Annotated in this window: 13 protein-coding genes; 5 read left to right on the forward strand and 8 right to left on the reverse strand. The window is 59.7% G+C overall.

Features of this window, described 5'->3' with window-relative positions; translation table 11 throughout:
* The first annotated feature begins 47 nt into the window (after nt 1–47).
* The 5 genes from VGP75_RS03500 to VGP75_RS20580 all read left to right on the forward strand — a co-directional run bounded on the left by VGP75_RS03500 (nt 48) and on the right by VGP75_RS20580 (nt 7,380).
* A complete protein-coding gene (locus VGP75_RS03500) occupies nt 48–1,193 on the forward strand; it encodes an efflux RND transporter periplasmic adaptor subunit (RefSeq protein ID WP_327542331.1) in 1,146 nt (381 codons plus the stop codon).
* A 5-nt stretch (nt 1,194–1,198) separates the two neighbouring features.
* Nucleotides 1,199–4,321 carry an efflux RND transporter permease subunit gene (locus VGP75_RS03505; RefSeq protein WP_327542332.1) on the forward strand — a complete coding sequence of 1,041 codons (3,123 nt, stop codon included), beginning with the start codon at nt 1,199–1,201 and terminating at the stop codon, nt 4,319–4,321.
* A 42-nt stretch (nt 4,322–4,363) separates the two neighbouring features.
* The gene (locus tag VGP75_RS03510) at nt 4,364–5,206 is read left to right on the forward strand and encodes an SDR family NAD(P)-dependent oxidoreductase (protein ID WP_327542333.1); all 843 of its coding nucleotides are present in this window, start codon (nt 4,364–4,366) and stop codon (nt 5,204–5,206) included.
* Nucleotides 5,207–5,310: 104 nt separating this feature from the next.
* Nucleotides 5,311–7,035: a cation:proton antiporter gene (locus VGP75_RS03515; RefSeq protein ID WP_327542334.1), complete on the forward strand. Its 1,725-nt coding sequence runs from the start codon at nt 5,311–5,313 to the stop codon at nt 7,033–7,035.
* A 159-nt stretch (nt 7,036–7,194) separates the two neighbouring features.
* Complete coding sequence (locus VGP75_RS20580; protein WP_414727764.1) at nt 7,195–7,380, forward strand: adenine nucleotide alpha hydrolase family protein; 186 nt, start codon at nt 7,195–7,197, stop codon at nt 7,378–7,380.
* Here the strand turns inward: VGP75_RS20580 and VGP75_RS03520 are convergent.
* The 8 genes from VGP75_RS03520 to VGP75_RS03555 all read right to left on the reverse strand — a co-directional run bounded on the left by VGP75_RS03520 (nt 7,346) and on the right by VGP75_RS03555 (nt 16,750).
* The gene (locus VGP75_RS03520) at nt 7,346–8,704 is read right to left on the reverse strand and encodes a GntP family permease (protein WP_327542335.1); all 1,359 of its coding nucleotides are present in this window, start codon (nt 8,702–8,704) and stop codon (nt 7,346–7,348) included. The two genes, VGP75_RS20580 and VGP75_RS03520, sit on opposite strands and share 35 nt — an antisense overlap.
* A 98-nt stretch (nt 8,705–8,802) precedes the next feature.
* Nucleotides 8,803–8,937 (reverse strand): hypothetical protein, encoded by a 135-nt coding sequence (locus VGP75_RS03525; protein WP_327542336.1) that lies wholly within the window; start codon nt 8,935–8,937, stop codon nt 8,803–8,805.
* A 146-nt stretch (nt 8,938–9,083) separates the two neighbouring features.
* On the reverse strand, nt 9,084–11,792 hold the full coding sequence (locus tag VGP75_RS03530; protein ID WP_327542337.1) for an HAD-IC family P-type ATPase: 2,709 nt from the start codon (nt 11,790–11,792) through the stop codon (nt 9,084–9,086).
* Between the two features lie 436 nt (nt 11,793–12,228).
* Complete coding sequence (locus VGP75_RS03535) at nt 12,229–12,888, reverse strand: aspartate/glutamate racemase family protein (RefSeq protein ID WP_327542338.1); 660 nt, start codon at nt 12,886–12,888, stop codon at nt 12,229–12,231.
* Complete coding sequence (locus tag VGP75_RS03540) at nt 12,888–14,174, reverse strand: TRAP transporter large permease (protein ID WP_327542339.1); 1,287 nt, start codon at nt 14,172–14,174, stop codon at nt 12,888–12,890. Before VGP75_RS03540 ends, VGP75_RS03535 begins: the two co-directional genes overlap by 1 nt.
* Entirely contained in the window at nt 14,174–14,695 is a 522-nt protein-coding gene (locus VGP75_RS03545) for a TRAP transporter small permease (protein ID WP_327542340.1), read from the reverse strand. Before VGP75_RS03545 ends, VGP75_RS03540 begins: the two co-directional genes overlap by 1 nt.
* Before the next feature lie 20 nt (nt 14,696–14,715).
* Nucleotides 14,716–15,696: a TRAP transporter substrate-binding protein gene (locus VGP75_RS03550; RefSeq protein ID WP_327542341.1), complete on the reverse strand. Its 981-nt coding sequence runs from the start codon at nt 15,694–15,696 to the stop codon at nt 14,716–14,718.
* Nucleotides 15,697–15,916: 220 nt separating this feature from the next.
* Nucleotides 15,917–16,750: a MurR/RpiR family transcriptional regulator gene (locus VGP75_RS03555; RefSeq protein ID WP_327542342.1), complete on the reverse strand. Its 834-nt coding sequence runs from the start codon at nt 16,748–16,750 to the stop codon at nt 15,917–15,919.
* Between the last annotated feature and the right edge of the window lie 100 nt (nt 16,751–16,850).

Here is a 16,850-nt window from a genome sequence, read left to right on the forward strand (position 1 = left end):
CTTATAACATATGTAAGAGCATCTAACTTTATCGGAGCATTCCATCGATGACGCAAGCTGCAACATCAGGTTTTCGAAAGGCACTTAATCGGGTTCTGACCGTGACGGTGACGCTTCTGGTCTGCGGCGCTGCCACCGCAGCCGTTATCGGAGGTTTTTCCCTGATCACAGCGGAGGGCGATACCGCCCTCGGTATCGCGGCCCCACGGACTTCGGTCGGTGTCATATCGGTTGAACTGACCTCGGGCTATACCGTCACCCGCCGGTTCACCGGCCAGGTGGAGGCTGCGGCGCGGACCGATCTGGGGTTCGAACTTGGCGGACGCATCACTGAAGTACTGGTAGAAGAAGGTGATGTCATCGCCGCGGGTACTGTCATGGCGCGGCTGGACACCAGCGCCCTGATCCCGGAACGTGCAGCGCTGGAGGCGGAACTTGCAGCCTTCGCTGCTGATGCCGAGCTGGCCCGCTTGACACTGGCGCGAAGCGACGCGCTAACCGAACGAGGCTTTCGGTCGGTCGCAGCGCAAGACAATGCGCGGCTGACGCTGGCGCGCGCCGAGGCAGGGATGGCGGCCGTCCGCGCACGTATTGCGGGCGTTGACGTGCGGTTGGAAAAATCCGTGCTGACGGCACCCTATCCCGCCCGCATCGGCGCGCGGATGGCCGATCCCGGACAGACGGTTGCCGCGGGCCAGACCGTTTTGGTCCTGTTTGACACAGAGCCCGCCCGCGCCCGGGTTGGTCTACCACCGGAATTGGCCGCTGGGCTGGCGCTGGGGGACACTGTCACCCTCGCGTTAGGCGGCGCGGAACTGGCAGCCACACTCCGTCAGATCCGACCAGATCTTGACCCTAACACGCGCAGCCGGTCGGTCGTGGTGACTTTGCCCGAGGGTGCCGCACCCGTGCTGGGTGACACGGTCGCGCTGCTGCTCACACAGCCGGTTGATGACCCGGGGTTTTGGGCCCCGCTCAGCGCTCTGCGCGAAGGGGTGCGCGGATCGTGGTCGGTGATGGCGGTTGAGGCCACGGCCGCGGGCGACCGCACCCTGCCGGCAGCGGTCGAGGTCATCCACAGCGACGGCAATCGTGTGTTCCTGCGCGGCGACCTGCCCCCCGGCGCGCGAATTGTGGCCGAAGCGCCCGACCGCGTCGCACCCGGCCAGCTTGTGCTGGAACAGGTGCAGTGACGCAAATGGATACGCTGTTCTTCCGTCAACCACGCCTCGTGATACTGGCGCTACTGGTGATCCTGTCGGCGGGGATGTCGGCGCTAGTCTCAATCGGGCGGCAGGAAGACCCTACGATCACCAATATCTTCGCGACGATCACCACGGTATTCCCCGGCGCGGACCCCGCGCGCGTCGAGGCGCTGGTGACCGCCAAGATCGAGACTGAACTTCGTACAATCCCGGAGATTGCCGAGGTGTCATCGACATCCGCAACCGGCATCTCGGTCATCTCCGTCGAACTGATCGAGACGGTACCCCCCGAGACCATCGAGCAGCTTTGGGCGCAGGTGCGCGATGCGGTGACCGATGCGCAGCGGGAGTTTCCTGCGGGCGTGCAACCGCCCGATTTCGACAGTGATGGCGCGGGCGGCTACGCGGCAATCTTTGCCCTGACCATGCCCGAGGGCTTTAGCCCGACCCGTGCCGCCCGCGAGGCCGAGGCGCTGGCCGACCGGCTGCGCCGCGTGCCGGGCACCAGTCTGGTCGACCTGCACGGATTGCCCGAGGAAGAGGTGCTGGTCACGCTTGACCCGGACCGCACCGCCGCGCTTGGTCTGACCGCCGACGAGGTTTCCGCGGCCATCCGCGCCGCCGACGCCAAGGTGCAGGCGGGCCGGTTGCGCGGCGAGGAGACCGACCTGGTTCTGGGCATCGCAGGCGAGATCACCTCGCTTGACCGGCTGCGCGCGGTGGTGTTGCGCGAGGATACGGATGGCCGCGTGACGCTCTTGGGCGATATGGCCCAGATCACCCGCGGCCCGCGTTTGCCACTGGCCGAGGCCGCGTTGTATCAGGGGCAACCCGCGATCCTTGTCTCGGCCAAGCTGGGCGAAGGTTTGCAGGTCGATCGCTGGATGACTGGCATCCGCGCAGCCACCCTCGCGCAGGCCGAGGCCCTGCCCTGGAGCCTGTCGATCGAGACCGTGTTCGACCAGAGCCGCTACACCACCGCGCGGCTGACCGAAGTGGGGCTGAACATGTCCCTGGGGGTCGCGCTGGTCGTGGCGGTTCTGTTCATCACCCTCGGCTGGCGATCGGCGCTGATCGTGGCAATGGTGCTGCCGGTTGTCACCCTCGCCTCCGTCGCCACACTGAACGCGCTGGCCGTGCCGATCCACCAGATGAGCGTGACCGGCCTGATCGTGGCGCTTGGCCTCTTGGTTGACGCGGCCATCGTGATGACGGACGAGGTAGGCAAGCGACTTTGCGCGGGTCTCACGCGCCTCAATGCGGTTGCGGGGGCGGTGCGGCGGCTGACGATGCCGCTTGCAGCCGCGACCGTTACCACGATCCTGTCCTTCCTGCCGCTTCTGCTGCTCCCGGGCCCGGCGGGGGATTTCGTCGGCTCCATCGCGATTTCCGTGATCGTGATGCTGTCTTGGTCCTTTATTGTGGCGGTCACGATCACCCCTGCCATCGCCGGGCACTGGCTGCGCATGGGCGATGGCCAGCCCAAACGTGACGGCCTGCTGATGCGCGGCTTTCGCGCGGTGCTGGCGTGGTCGATGGCCAACCCCTTGCGCACCGTGGCGCTGTCGCTGGTCCTGCCGGTGATCGGCTTTCTGTCGCTTCCGACCCTGACGCCGCAGTTCTTTCCGGGCGTGGACCGTGACCAGTTCCATATCGAAGTGGAGCTGCCCCCCGGCACCGGCATTGCAGAGACCATGCGCGTGGTGCGCGAAATCGACGCGAGGCTGACTTCCGAGGCGGATATCCTCAACGTCGCTTGGGTTGTGGGCCGTTCGGCGCCTGCCTTCTATTACAACATGGTAGGCGGCCGCGATCAGGCACCGGCTTTCGCACAGGCGTTGATCCGCACAGCATCGCCTGCCGCGACCGAGCAACTGCTGATCAACTTGCAAGCCCATCTGCCGCCCGCATTCCTGCAAGCGCGCTTTGTCATCCGCAGCCTGACCCAGGGCCCGCCCGTCAATGCGCCGGTGGAGCTGCGCCTTGTGGGTCAGGACATCGACGCGTTGCGCCGCGCGGGCGACGATTTGCGCGGGCGGCTGGCGCAGGTGTCCACGGTGGCCATGGTGCGCACCGGGATCGCGGGCGGCTCGCCCAAGCTGACGCTGGAAGTCGACGAGGCGCGGGCGCGTCTTTTGGGCCTAGATCTGGGCCAGGTCGCCCGGCAGATGGAGGCAGGTCTGGAAGGCGTCACCGGCGGGTCGCTGCTGGAAGGGACCGAGGAACTGCCGGTGCGCGTGCGCCTGGGCGCGGGGCTGCGCGGCGATCCGATCGCCATCGGCGACATGCCGATCCTGCCACCGCGTTCGGCGCAGGTCGCGGGTGCAGGCAAGTTCCCCGCAGTGCCGCTGTCCACGCTGGGCGCGCTGCGGCTGGAGCCATCGGAAAGCACGATCACCCGGCGCAATGGCGAGCGGGTGAATACCGTGCAGGCCTTCCTGATGCCCGGCATTCTGCCCGCTGTGGCGCTCGCCGAGGCCATGGCGGTTCTTGAGGCAGATGGCTACGCTCCGCCGCAAGGCATCCGGCTCGAGACCGGGGGCGACTCTGATGCGCGCAACAGCACGGTCGATGCGTTGATCGCCCCCTTGGGCCTGATCATCACCCTGTCGATTGCCGTCGTGGTGATGACTTTCAATTCCTTCCGCCTGACGCTGATTGCCTTCACGGTTGCGGGATTGTCGGCGGGGCTCTCGATGCTGGCGCTGGCGATCTTTGACTATCCGTTCGGGATCAATGCGATCATCGGTGTTATCGGGTCCGTCGGGGTGTCGATCAACGCCGCCCTGATCGTGCTGTCAGGCTTGCGGGAAGACCCGCGCGCCAGCGCAGGCGACCGCGCAGCGATGGTCGATGTGGTAGCAGGATCGGCGCGGCATATCACTTCGACCACAATCACCACCTTTGGCGGCTTCCTGCCGCTGATCCTCGGCGGCGGTGGCTTCTGGCCGCCTTTTGCGATGTCGGTTGCGGGCGGTGTCGCACTGTCGGTGACGCTGGCCTTCGCTTTCACGCCGCAGATGTTCGCAATGACCCTGCCCTCGCAAGTGCGCAAAGCAGGCCGCGATACCACCCACCAATCCAATGAACCCTCGCTCCGCCTTGCAGGTGCATGACACCACCGCCACAGACCTCAACCCACCCGGAAAGCGCGCCCCATGACGAATACTCCAAACTACCAAAGCGCCCTGATGCGCCGTTTCGGCCCCGCCGCCCTGATCACGGGGGCCAGCGACGGCATCGGTCGCGCCTTTGCCGTCCAACTGGCGGAACACGGCTTCGATCTGATCCTCGTCGCACGGCGTGGGGATGTCTTGCAGGACATGGCATTGGACCTGGGCACCCGTTTCCGCGTGGAGGTGCGCGTGCTGGCGATGGACCTGTCCGATCCTGCGGCCGTGCCGGACCTTCTATCGCTCACGAAAAACACGCCCGTGGGCCTTGTCGTGGCCGCTGCAGGCTTTGGCTCCATCGGGCCTTTCCTTAATCAGGACGTGGCCTCTGAGACCAACATGGTTGACCTGAACTGCCGGTCTGTTGTCGCACTGTCCTACGGTTTCGGTCACCGCATGGCCGCGCGAAGGCGCGGTGGGATCGTGCTCTTCAGCTCGCTCGTGGGGTTCAATGGCGCCCCCCTGTCGGCTACCTATGCGGCAACGAAAGGCTTCGTGCAGAGTTTCGCGGAAGGCATCGCGGCCGAGATGCGTACCCATGGCGTGAACGTCCTGTCGGTCGCGCCCGGCCCCGTCGGCACCGGCTTTGCCGCCCGTGCGGGGATGCATATGGGTAAGGCCGCAACACCTGAATTGGTCGCGCGCAGCGCGCTTGCAGCTCTGGGGCGCCGGACCACGGTCAGGCCCGGATTCCTGGCCAAGTTCCTCGGCTGGTCGCTCACCATGCTGCCCCGCTGGGGCCGCGTGTTGGTGATGGGCGGCATCATGAAGGGCATGATCGGCAAGGACACCTCTGGCGAAACGGCACAGGACCCCAGAAGGTTTTGACATTTCTGACTGATTTTATCAGAAGTACGGTATGCTTGTATGACACGCTTCATCTTACAGGCCGCTGATCTTTTTCGTAAAGAAGGGTTAAAAAGCTCAAGGACATGACAGAAGCGATCGAAGGCTACCTTTTCTACGAAATTGCCGCCTTGCTTGTGCTGGCGGCAGGAGCGGGTTTTGTCGGGCTGATGCTCCGCCAACCGTTGATCGTCAGCTTTATTGCCGTGGGTATTCTGGCTGGCCCATCCATGCTGGGCATTGCGCAATCGGACGCACAAATTGATCTGTTGGCTGAACTTGGCATCGCGCTCTTGCTGTTTCTGGTCGGGCTGAAACTGGACTTCAACCTTGTGCGCACATTAGGGCCTGTCGCCTTGGTCACCGGGCTTGGGCAGGTGCTCTTCACCACCGTTTTCGGCTTCTTGATTGGGCTTGGCCTAGGGCTGGATGCGCGCACAGCAATCTATGTCGCCATCGCTCTGACGTTTTCATCGACGATCATCATCGTCAAACTGTTGTCTGACAAGAGAGAGATTGACGCGCTGCACGGGCGGATCGCGCTTGGCTTCCTGATCGTGCAGGATGTGGTGGTGGTGATAGCGATGATCGCACTGTCGGCCATCGGTGTCGGCGGTGGCTCAGAGGGCGACGGGGCGTTGAGGGACGTCCTGCAGGTGCTGGGCTACGGGGTGGCGATGCTCGCTTTTGTTGTGGCCTTCATTCGTTACATCGCCAATCCACTGGTCGAGCGGCTATCGCGCGCGCCCGAACTTTTGGTGTCATTCGCGATCGGCTGGGCGGCGCTTTTGGCCGCTGTGGGCCACTATCTGGGGTTCGGCAAGGAACTGGGTGGGTTGCTGGCAGGCGTTTCTCTGGCATCTACCCCGTTTCGCGAAGCGATTGCCGCGCGTCTGGCGTCCTTGCGTGACTTCCTGTTGTTGTTCTTCTTCATAGCCCTGGGTGCGTCTCTTGATCTGTCCGTGCTGGGCGCAAGTGTCGGACCTGCAATCGTGCTGTCTCTCTTTGTTCTGATCGGCAATCCTTTGATCGTGCTCGCGATCATGGGCGCGATGGGATATCGCAAGCGGACAGGTTTCCTCGCCGGCTTGACCGTTGCACAGATTAGCGAGTTTTCCCTGATTTTCATGGCGATGGGCGTGACGATCGGTCATGTGAATGAGCAAGCGCTTGGGCTTGTCACACTGGTCGGCCTCGTCACAATCGCCGCTTCAACATATATGATCACCTTTTCGCATCAGCTCTATGCCGTATTCGAGCCAGTGTTGGGCATTTTTGAACGTCGCAACACCGAGGCGGAGCCGGCGACCGATGCACATGCCAAACAGCCGCATGATGTCATCTTGTTTGGTCTTGGCCGCTATGGGCTTGGCATTGCTGCAGCATTGCAAGAACGCGGTCTGCGCATTCTGGGCGTCGATTTCAGCCCCGAAGCAGTGCGTTACGCGCGTACGCAGGGGTATGACGTGATTTTCGGGGATGTCTCTGACCCCGAGTTTTTGGCCCATCTGCCACTGCGACATGTGCGCTGGTTGGTGTTGGCTGTGCCCGAACATGATACAGGGCTGACACACGATGATCCGCGCAACGCGCTTCTATCGGCGGCGCGCGACCTCGGCTTTGAAGGCAAGGTCGCAGTTGCCGCACATCATGACACTGCTGCAGCGGCGCTGACGGCTGCACAGGCTGACCTTGTGTTGATGCCGTACAGGGATGCCGCTTTTGCGGCGGCACGGATGATAACGGAAGATACGCAACCCACGTATAGCATAGCCAACGATCCTGACGGGCAGAAAGAACTGCCAGTATGACGAATGCCTTTGCCCCGCCCCGAAAAATCCTTGCGGTGATTGATGAGAGTGCTGCACAGACGGCGCTATTGATTGCCGCTTGTAAGGCGGCTGATACGGGGTACACCTTAGACCGTCATTCATGACCAAAGCCGAGAAATTGCCGCGGATCTTGTCGTGATGGGAACGATCGCAAGACCGGGTTTGTGGGGTGTGTTCATTGGCAACACGGCCGAAAACATCATCAATACACTTGAATGTCCTGTCCTAGCGGTAAGCCGGATGGCTTTATCAGCCCGTTGGACACACGGTTTGCAAGGACGCCTAAATCCTAGAAACCGCCGAATGCCATGCCAAGCGCGATGATCAACGCACAGGCAAAACTCGGGACGACAACCGCGACAACGAAGATATCGCCGTAAGCCTGCCTATGCGTCATTCCACAAATACCAAGCAGGGTCACCACCGCACCATTGTGTGGCAGCGTATCCAGTCCACCTGTCGCAACAGCAATAACACGATGCAACAGCGCGGGATCTACCCCCTGCAGCGCCGCCTGCCCCAACATTGACGGCCCCAGCACATCGAGCGCGATCGACATACCGCCCGACGCAGATCCCGTTATCCCGGCGAGTGCCGCCGAGGACAGGGCCGCCGAGATCAAGACATTATCGCCCGCCAGCCCATCGAGGTTCTGCCGAACGATGTCAAACCCCGGCAAGGCGGCGATGACAGCACCGAACCCCACAAGGCTAGCTGTGTTGAACAATGGGAGCAGCGCAGATTCAGCACCCGCATTCAAGGTCTGCACCAGTTTCGGCGGACGGCTGAGGATAAGGGCCAATACCAACGCGACAGTAAGCGCTGTGATCACCGACCAAAGCCCCCGCACCTTGGATAAATCTGTTGCCCCAAAAGCTGGATCAGCCAGATATCCTGTGTCCAGCGACGGTAGAATAACGCTGCCCATGACCAGCGTGACGACACCCACTGACAGAATCGGTGCGACCGCTCTCCAAAGAGGCATTGATCCAGCAGATATGGACGTATCAAGCACCCCTGCAACCCCTTCAGTTGCCAGTTTGTGCACCCTCCATTTTAGCCAGGCCAGCCCCAAGACCAGCATGACCAGACTGGCGATCAGCCCCAATACCGGCGCTGCAAAGGCTGTCGTGCCAAACGTCGCCATGGGGATTGCGTTCTGGATTGACGGAGTGCCGGGCAATGCCGTCATGGTGAATGTGAATGCCCCCAAGGCGATCGTGGCCGGGATCAAGCGCAGTGACAGACCGGACTGCACGAAAAGGGCGCGCGCGAGCGGCCAGGCCACAAAGGCCACAACAAACAACGACACACCGCCATAAGTGAGCAAGGCGCAGGCCAAAACAACTGCCAGCACCGCATTTTGTGGCCCAAGAACCGAACCGATGGCACTGGCCAAACGCGCTGCAGCACCCGATGTCTCCATGACCTTCCCAAAGAGCGCGCCCAACAGAAATAGCGGAAAGAAGGCAACGACAAAGCCGCCCGCTGCCTGCATGAAAACTTGCGTGTATCCCGCGAGCACCGGTTGGCCTGATGCAAGTGCAGCCAACATTGCAAGCACCGGCGCAAGCACGAGGACGGACATGCCACGCCATGCGCCCACAATCAGCATAGCCAGCGCCAAAAGAATTAGAATGACACTCATGCGACAGCCCTTTCTGCAGTGCAGCATAGCCAAAGAAATGGCGGTCGTGAAGACATGGAAAGTCCTGTGGCGCGTTCTGTTTTATGAAGGCTTGGCCCTCAAATCAGATATTTCCCCAAAGACACAATCGCCGTGCTGTCCAACTGCTGCTCGGTCACACGATAGTCGATCACAGTTTTCGCTCTATGCGCGTTGGGCTTGAAGTTGCGCCGGGCATCGCCGAACGTATCCACATGTGGACCGAGCTGTCGGCCGGCACTTGCCGTTCGCCAAACAAGAACAGACCTAGGTGCGCTCTCCAATGGATGGCGGCTAAACGATCTTGCTCCCTCCGTCGATGTATTTCAGGTGAAGCCTTCTGCCTGTACGTGACCAGAGGTCATGCAGAAATGCGAAGGCGCAACTGTTTTTCCATCTCAACAATCGCAAAGAACGCGGCGCCAACGCCGATCAGGACCATACCATCAGCGAACGAGACGGCCCGCGTGTCGAACAGGTTTTGCATGAAAGGGGCGAAGGTGAAAAGCAATTGTCCAACGACGACGATCATAAGGCAGATCCAAACCGCCCGTGTGCCGCGCACCGCCTCCCAGGTTAGCGACGTCGTGTGGATGTTCCTGATATAGAAAAGATGGAAGATCTCAAGAATGATCAGCATATTCACGGTAAGCGTGCGCGCGAGTTCAATGCTGTAGCCGCGCTCCATTGCGTAGTTGAAAATCCCGTAAATTGCCGCGAGGAACAGAAGAGTGACAAAGACGATATGCCAGATCAGAACACGATCCAGTATCGGCGCATCGACGGGAAGTGGAGGCTTGCGCATGATTGCTTCTTCCGACCGTTCAAACGCAAGCGCCACGCCAAGCGACCCTGCGGTAATAAGATTGACCCAGAGGATATGCAGCGGAGTCAAGGGGATAACCAAACCCAGAACCAATGCAAGCATGATAATACCGGCTTCGCCTGCGTTGGTTGGCAGGGTCCAACTGATCACCTTGCGAATATTGTCGTAGACTGTACGCCCCTCGCGAACGGCTGCCGCGATCGAGACGAAATTGTCATCTGTCAAGACCAGATCGGCCACCTCCTTGGCCGCGTCCGAGCCGGTGATACCCATGGCAACCCCGGCATCGGCGCGCTTGAGCGCCGGTGTGTCGTTGACCCCGTCGCCGGTCATTGCAACGATATGGCCGCGCGCCTGCAACGCCGTGACAAGACGCAGCTTGTGTTCCGGCGTCGTGCGGGCAAACACGTTGGTACTTTCGACTTCCTGCATCAGCATCGCGTCGTCCATGTCGTCGATGTCCCGCCCCGTCAGCACGCAGTCCGGGTTGGCCAATCCGATCTCAGCGGCAATTGCCCCGGCAGTCGCGGCATGATCGCCCGTGATCATCTTGACGGCAATTCCAGCGCCTTGGCAGTCGGCCACTGCGGCGATGGCCTCAGCGCGCGGCGGGTCGATCAGTCCGACCAGCCCCAACAGGACCAGCCCCTCGGTGAGGTCCGCATGCTCCAGACGCGCAGACGCCTTCGGAACGGACTTCGTCGCAAGTGCGATCACCCGCTGGCCAAGTGCGGCGATGCGCACCGTCTCGGCCTCCCAATAGGCCCGGTCCAGCGGTATCTCGCCGGTATCCTCCGCCTGGTTGATGCACAAATCCAACAGCGCTTCCGGCGCGCCTTTGACGTGGATCCAAGCATAGTCCGCACTTCGGTCCAAGGTCGCTTGCGTCGCCATGTAGCGGTGGGCCGCATCGAATGGCAGCACTGCGTCTCGTGTCCATTCGGCGCGCAGGATGTCATGAGGTGTCCCTGACTTGTCAGCGAGCACCAGCAGCGCCGCCTCCATCGGATCGCCACTGGCTATTGGAACGCCTTCCGGTCCATCGGCAAGCGCGGCATCGTTACAGAGTGCCGCCGTCGTGACCAACGGGTGCAACGCTTTGATGTTCCCTTCATCTTCGGCCAAGATCCGGCCGTTGGGCAAGTACCCCTCTCCCTCAACCAAGAAGCGCCGACCATTGGCAGAAATCGACGCCACCATCATTTCGTTCCGGGTCAGAGTACCGGTCTTGTCGGTACAGATGACGGTCAGCGCGCCCAGTGTCTCAATGGCTGGTAAACGGCGCACGATCGCGTGGCGCGCCGACATCTTGCGCACACCAATTGCCAAGGTGATCGTCAGGACTGCCGGTAACCCTTCCGGGATCGCGGCCACTGACAGACTGACAACGATCATGAAAAGCGTCTCGAACGGCATGTTCTGTACAAAAAAGCCGTAGATTAACAAGAGTGCCGCGCCGCTCAGAATAAGCGCAGTGATCCAACGGGCAAATGCGTCCATCTTCTTCAAAAGTGGAGTGGTCAGTTCTTCGACGCCAGCGAGAAGATCACTGATCCGACCAATTTCGGCTTGGGGTCCCGTCGCGGTGACAACAGCGCGCCCTTGCCCCGAGACAACCAATGTCCCGCTGTAGATCATTGACGCCCTGTCGCCGAGGTCGGCATCAAGGGCAACCGGCGCGACCGACTTCTCGACTGGCACGGACTCGCCCGAAAGAATCGCTTCTTGCACCTTCAACACGGCCGCTTCGATCAGACGGGCATCCGCCGGAACCCTATCGCCAGCTTCGAGCAAGATGATATCACCCGGAACGAGATCCGCGGCATTGACCTTGCAGCGGCGATTGTCGCGCAGAACCGAGGCCATCGGTGCCAGCATACGGTGAAGCGCCGCGATCGCCGCTTCAGCGCGACCCTCTTGGACGAAGCCAATTCCTGCATTCACGAGGACAACCGCAAGGATGACGAGCGTATCCTTGGTATACCCCAAAACACCGGTGATCACGGCGGCGGCGATGAGGACATAAATTAACAGGTTATGGAACTGGGCGAGAAACCGCTTTAGTGGCCCCGACTGCCGCTCACTTGGCAGTTCATTGTGGCCATAGCGCGCTATGCGCGCCTTGGCTTCGGTGTCAGTGAGCCCCCCCGCCTGTGCATCCACCCCTTCCATTACATCCGCAACTGCCTTGGCATGCCAGCCATTGTCTACAGCGGTCATGCTTGCGGGTCTGATAGATACCATCGGTTGCTCCTTTGGTTGCCAAACTATCCACACACAACGCATTGTTTGTTGATTTAGCGCAAAATGAATCGAAGTGACGCAAGCTGTTTGCGGGTTCAAAACAATTGTCGCGTTCCAACACAGCTATAGAACCCAAGCCACCCCAGGGTCAGGACCCTCACGCTTGCTCGGACTGCGCGTTTTTTCTTGGCAGTCGTTCGCACTGCATCCCTTGCCGCCACACGATGCGCACCCCAATTGACTGCCCCGATTTTCAGGGGTGCTGCGGGGTAATGAAGCCATGGCAAGTTTTTGGAGATGAGAAATTCGGCTTGTTAAGGAAGGCTCCGCTAAGCTGGCGAAATATGTGATACAGACCGATCAGCGGGACTTTTGTTCTGACGATCCGAGCGTTCCGACTCCGGTTCCGAACAGATGCTGATCCAGGGCCCGGAACCTAGGTGCGTGGCAATATGGTCGTGCTGCGCAAGATATTGATCGCACATTGCGTGCCGTCAATGAGTGGGACAGGACAACTGGCTCCAATCTTCGCCGCAAGGCCCGCTAATGGCCCACCACCCATGACGATGCTGGTGGCCCCGCGCTGCTGCATTTCTATGCATAGTTGGCTTAGTTCCAGCGCGTGACGGCTTTGCACTGTCCCGGGATCGCCAAAACAATCTGTCGCAAGCGCTTCAACGCCAATCAGCTGGCCCCCGACACCTGCCTCTTTCGCTTTGTCCGTCAACCCCGGGACAAGGCTTCGGCCAAAAGTCACGATACCGAATGGCCCTCCGAGTGCGCCAACGATTGCAAAGGCGGCCGTGGCGATCCCGATGACGGGAATATCCGGCCGCAGAGCGCGTACCCCCTCCGCACCAGTGTTCCCGAACGATGCCAGAACAATCCCGTCACAGGGGGCATCATAGGCTTTGACAGTCTCGACTACAGCGCGGCTGGCCAGTTCGGCGTCCTGCGGCGTGACAATCAGTTCAGGGCCGAATGACGGGCAAACCGTCGTGAAATGGTCGCCCGGTCGGGTTGCGTAATTTGCGGCTTCTCTGATCCGGTCGGTCACGCCTTTGGACGTGTTTGGATTGACAATAAGCAAGCGCATCACAGGATAACCGATGGCAGCCAGAGAGAGAGTGCTGGAAACACGTTGACCAGCAGCAAGGCGATCAGCATGGCCCCGATGAACATCAGCATCGACGGAATGATCTTGGCGATCGAAATCTTGGCGATGGCACAGGTGATCAAGACAACCGAAGCAACAGGCGGGGTCTGCTGCCCGATGCCAAGGTTGATCGTCAGGATCAAACCGAAATGCACGCGGTCAATGCCGAGTTGATCTGCGAGTGGCAGGAAAATGGGCACCAACATCAAGATCGCAGGTGTGCCGTGAATAATTGTGCCCGCCAACAGAAAGAAGATGTTGATGACAAGCAGAACAACCCAATAGTTGTCGGAAAGGCCAAGGATGGCCTCTGCGATGTCCTGCGGAATACGCTGGTTGGTCAGATACCAGCCCAAGAGCGTGGAGGTCGCGACGATAAACATCAGCATCGCGGAGCGTTTGCCGGCAATGCGCAGCGTATCGACCACAGTGCCCATGCGCACCGTCCGGTAAACACCCATCGCCAGAACGATCGACCAGAAGGCAGCAATGGCACCGGCTTCTGTCGCTGTGAAAACACCGCCAAGGATACCAGCCAGCACAAGTATTGGCAGGGTCAGCGGAAGGGCGGCATCCTTACCTGTTTCAAGCACGCGCGCGAAAGAAAACGCACCTTCGGTCGGGTAACCGCGTTTTACGGAAATTGCGTAGGCCGTGCCCATCAAGAGCGCGCAGACCAGAAGGCCGGGTACAATACCTGCGGCAAACAGTTCGGCAATCGACGCATTGGCAACATAGGCATAGAGGATCAGGTTCAGGCTGGGTGGCACGATGATCGCCATCGTGGCCGAAGTCGATGTGACAGCTGCCGCAAATGCGACCGGGTAACCGCGCTTTTTCATCTGCGGGATCATGACTGATCCGATCGCGGCCGCGTCCGATGTCGCGGTGCCCGAAATCTCGGAAAAGAACAGCGATGTCAGAATGTTCACATGCGCCAGACCACCCCGGATATGCCCGACGAGCGACGAGGCAAAGGCGATCAGTTTTTCCGCGATCTTGCCTTGGTTCATGATCTCGCCTGCGATCATGAACAAAAGAGCGGCCACAAGCAGATAGTTGTTCGCACCGCCAAAGGGGATCAGGCCGATGATCTGCGGCATCACTGCGGGATCAAGGATGATCATTGTTGCAGCCGTGACACCCAATACAAAGGCGATCGGCAGGCCCGCTATCAGCAGCGTGACAAGCAGAATGAGGATCATCCATCCGGGATCAAGGAACATCAGGCGTCACTTTCAGGCAAAAGGTCCAAAGGATCGATACGGCCAGACACAATGCCGACAAGCCTTACCGCACAAAACAGCGCAATCAGTGCGCCACCAAAGGGCATTGCCCCACGGAAAAGGGCCATGGGAGCGTCAATAGAAATCAAGGAGCGCGCGCCAAAGCTGGCTGCGGCAATCCCGCCATACCAGGCCAAAAGCAGCCCGAAGAACCCCATCAGGATCAGGTTCAAAGCGGTGACGACGCGCATCATCTTTGGTGGCATGACACGCAAGACCGCATCAAACCCCAAATGTTCATTGGTCCGCGTCAGGTAAGCCGCGCCAATGAATGTCAGCATTGCCAGGAGATGGGCTGGCAATTCCTCACCCCAAGACACGCTGTCGTTCAGAACGAACCGGGCGAAGACCGCCCAGTTCAATAAAAGGAGCAGCAGACCCGCAAGACCGATAACAACCACATCCAGCACGGCGCCCAGCCAGCGGTCCAATTGTGAGAATAAGGCGTCAAAACGGTCCATGCGCGCTCTCCCGACCCTGTTTACTCGATGCCGAGTGCAGTTTTGGTTGCGGCAATCATATCCGCACCGATGACGTCAACGAAGGTTGGACTGTCATAGAGAGGTAGCGCAGCACTTTGGAACGCGGCAAAGTCAATTTCGTTGATCGCGATCCGGTCGGAGAGGGCCGCAATAGTCTCAGCATCGGTCGTCTCGCCCCATGCAAAAGACCAAGGAGCCACCTCTTGAGCCACAGAAATCACTGTGGCGCGCAGATCGTCGTCCAGAGAAGCGAGGAAGGGTTCGCCGATCATCAGGAACGTAGGCAGATAGACGTGGTTTGAGAGCGACATATAGTCCTGCACTTCAAAAAGCTTGGCCGTATCGACAACGTTTGCGGGGTTTTCCTGCCCGTCGATCGTGCCCTGATCCAGAGCGGAATAGACCTCTCCAAATGACAGTGGTGTCGCGTTGGCACCCAATGTATTGAACATCTCGACACGCTGGCGGTTGGTAGGCGTGCGGATTTTGAGGCCGGCAAGATCCTCAGGCGTTACGATCGGGCGCACATCGTTCGTGATCTGGCGAAAGCCGTTGTCCCACATCGCGGCCAATACCATACCGGTGCCATTGAACCCGTCAGCCAGCATTTCACCCGCAGGGCTGTCGATGAAGGTTTGCACCGCTGCGCGGTCCTCGAACAGATAGGGCAGATCGAAAATGGACGTGCGCGTGTTGATTTGCGCAACGGCAGAAGCCGACAAAGAGGCCTGATGCGTGCCAAAGCCAAGCCCTTGAAGAACGTCTTCCTCTTTGCCCAATGTGTTGGACATAAAAATCTGGACGTCAATTTCGCCAGGTGCGGCGGCCTCAAGCCGCTGCTCGTATTCCAGCAGGAAGACATGCGCGAAAGAGCCTTCGGGCAATGATGAGTTGATCTGCATAACAGCTTCTGCGCTGGCAGCGGCAGGGAAAAACGCGGCGCTTGCCACGGCGATTATTTGGGTACGTGAGAAAGTCATGCTTTTTCCTTTGTGACGGGTTGGGATCGAAGAGAATCGGGAATTGCGTCTGGAAAAATATTTTCTTTATAAATCTGATGTGAAAACAATTTTTCTAATACTTGGATTGAGTTTTTATGCGCTGCCTCATTTTTCGGCAGCAATATCGTTATTTTATTTGGAAATAGTCAGAATCTGCACAGCAGGCGCTGCAACACCGCAGCCTTTTCAGCGATGTGCCTTAAAGCTCGTCAAACCGTCTGTGGCCGTCTTCGATTGCGGCCATACGGCTCCGACCGGAGGCCCCCGAAAGCGCAATGGTGCGCGCAGCGACCAGATTGCAAATGGCCATTGTGCCCACATGGTTCATCAACGGACCGTTGGCTGAAGTGACGCATGTCAATTGCCAGCGCGCATCGGCTGTTTCCGCAGTTGGTCGATCCTCAATCACCGCAAGGGCGGCGCCAACATGATTGGCGGCCTCGACAACGGCCGTCAGGATTTGTGGTCTGCGGCGCAAAGCGACGAGCACGACAACATCCTTGGACGACAAGGATGCGAGGCTTTCCGCCAGTGTTTCGCCCGCTCTTGGTAAAACGCTTACATTTCCCAAGACCTGCAACGTCTGCCAGCCGAGATATTGCGCGAAGGGCTGCCCCGCACGAAACCCTATAAACCAGACCCGTGGCGCGGCAATAAGCGCCTCGGCAAGGTTGTCGATCAGTGCATCATCCAAGGCACCATAGGTCAGCTCAAGATTCTGCTGCGTTGTCTCGAAATGCGCAGCAACCGCTCCACCGCGCTGTGGCGTTTCCGAAGAAAATCGCAACAAAGCTGTACCAGCGCGTTGTTCATCCCTGACGGCGCGGCGCGCTTCGTCAAACGAACCGTACCCGATCCGCCGCACAAATCGCGACACGGTGGCATTGGACACATTCGCAAGCTCGGCAATTTCAGTCGCGGTATAACCCGCCATCTCGCCCGGGAAATCCAGAACAAGCTCTGCAAGCTTGTGCTCACTCGGGTTAAGGTCCGGCAAAGCATCGCGCACGCGCAACAGAAATGGCTTGGTCACGTCTTTGGTCATTCGCTCAAAATGATTGGTGTTGAGATCGAGGTAAACAGATTTATGCAATCGGTCAGGAATTAGTGCCCTCTATCAGGTGAGGCTTGGA

The sequence above is a fragment of the Yoonia sp. genome, from assembly GCF_036007805.1.
GTDB lineage: Bacteria > Pseudomonadota > Alphaproteobacteria > Rhodobacterales > Rhodobacteraceae > Yoonia.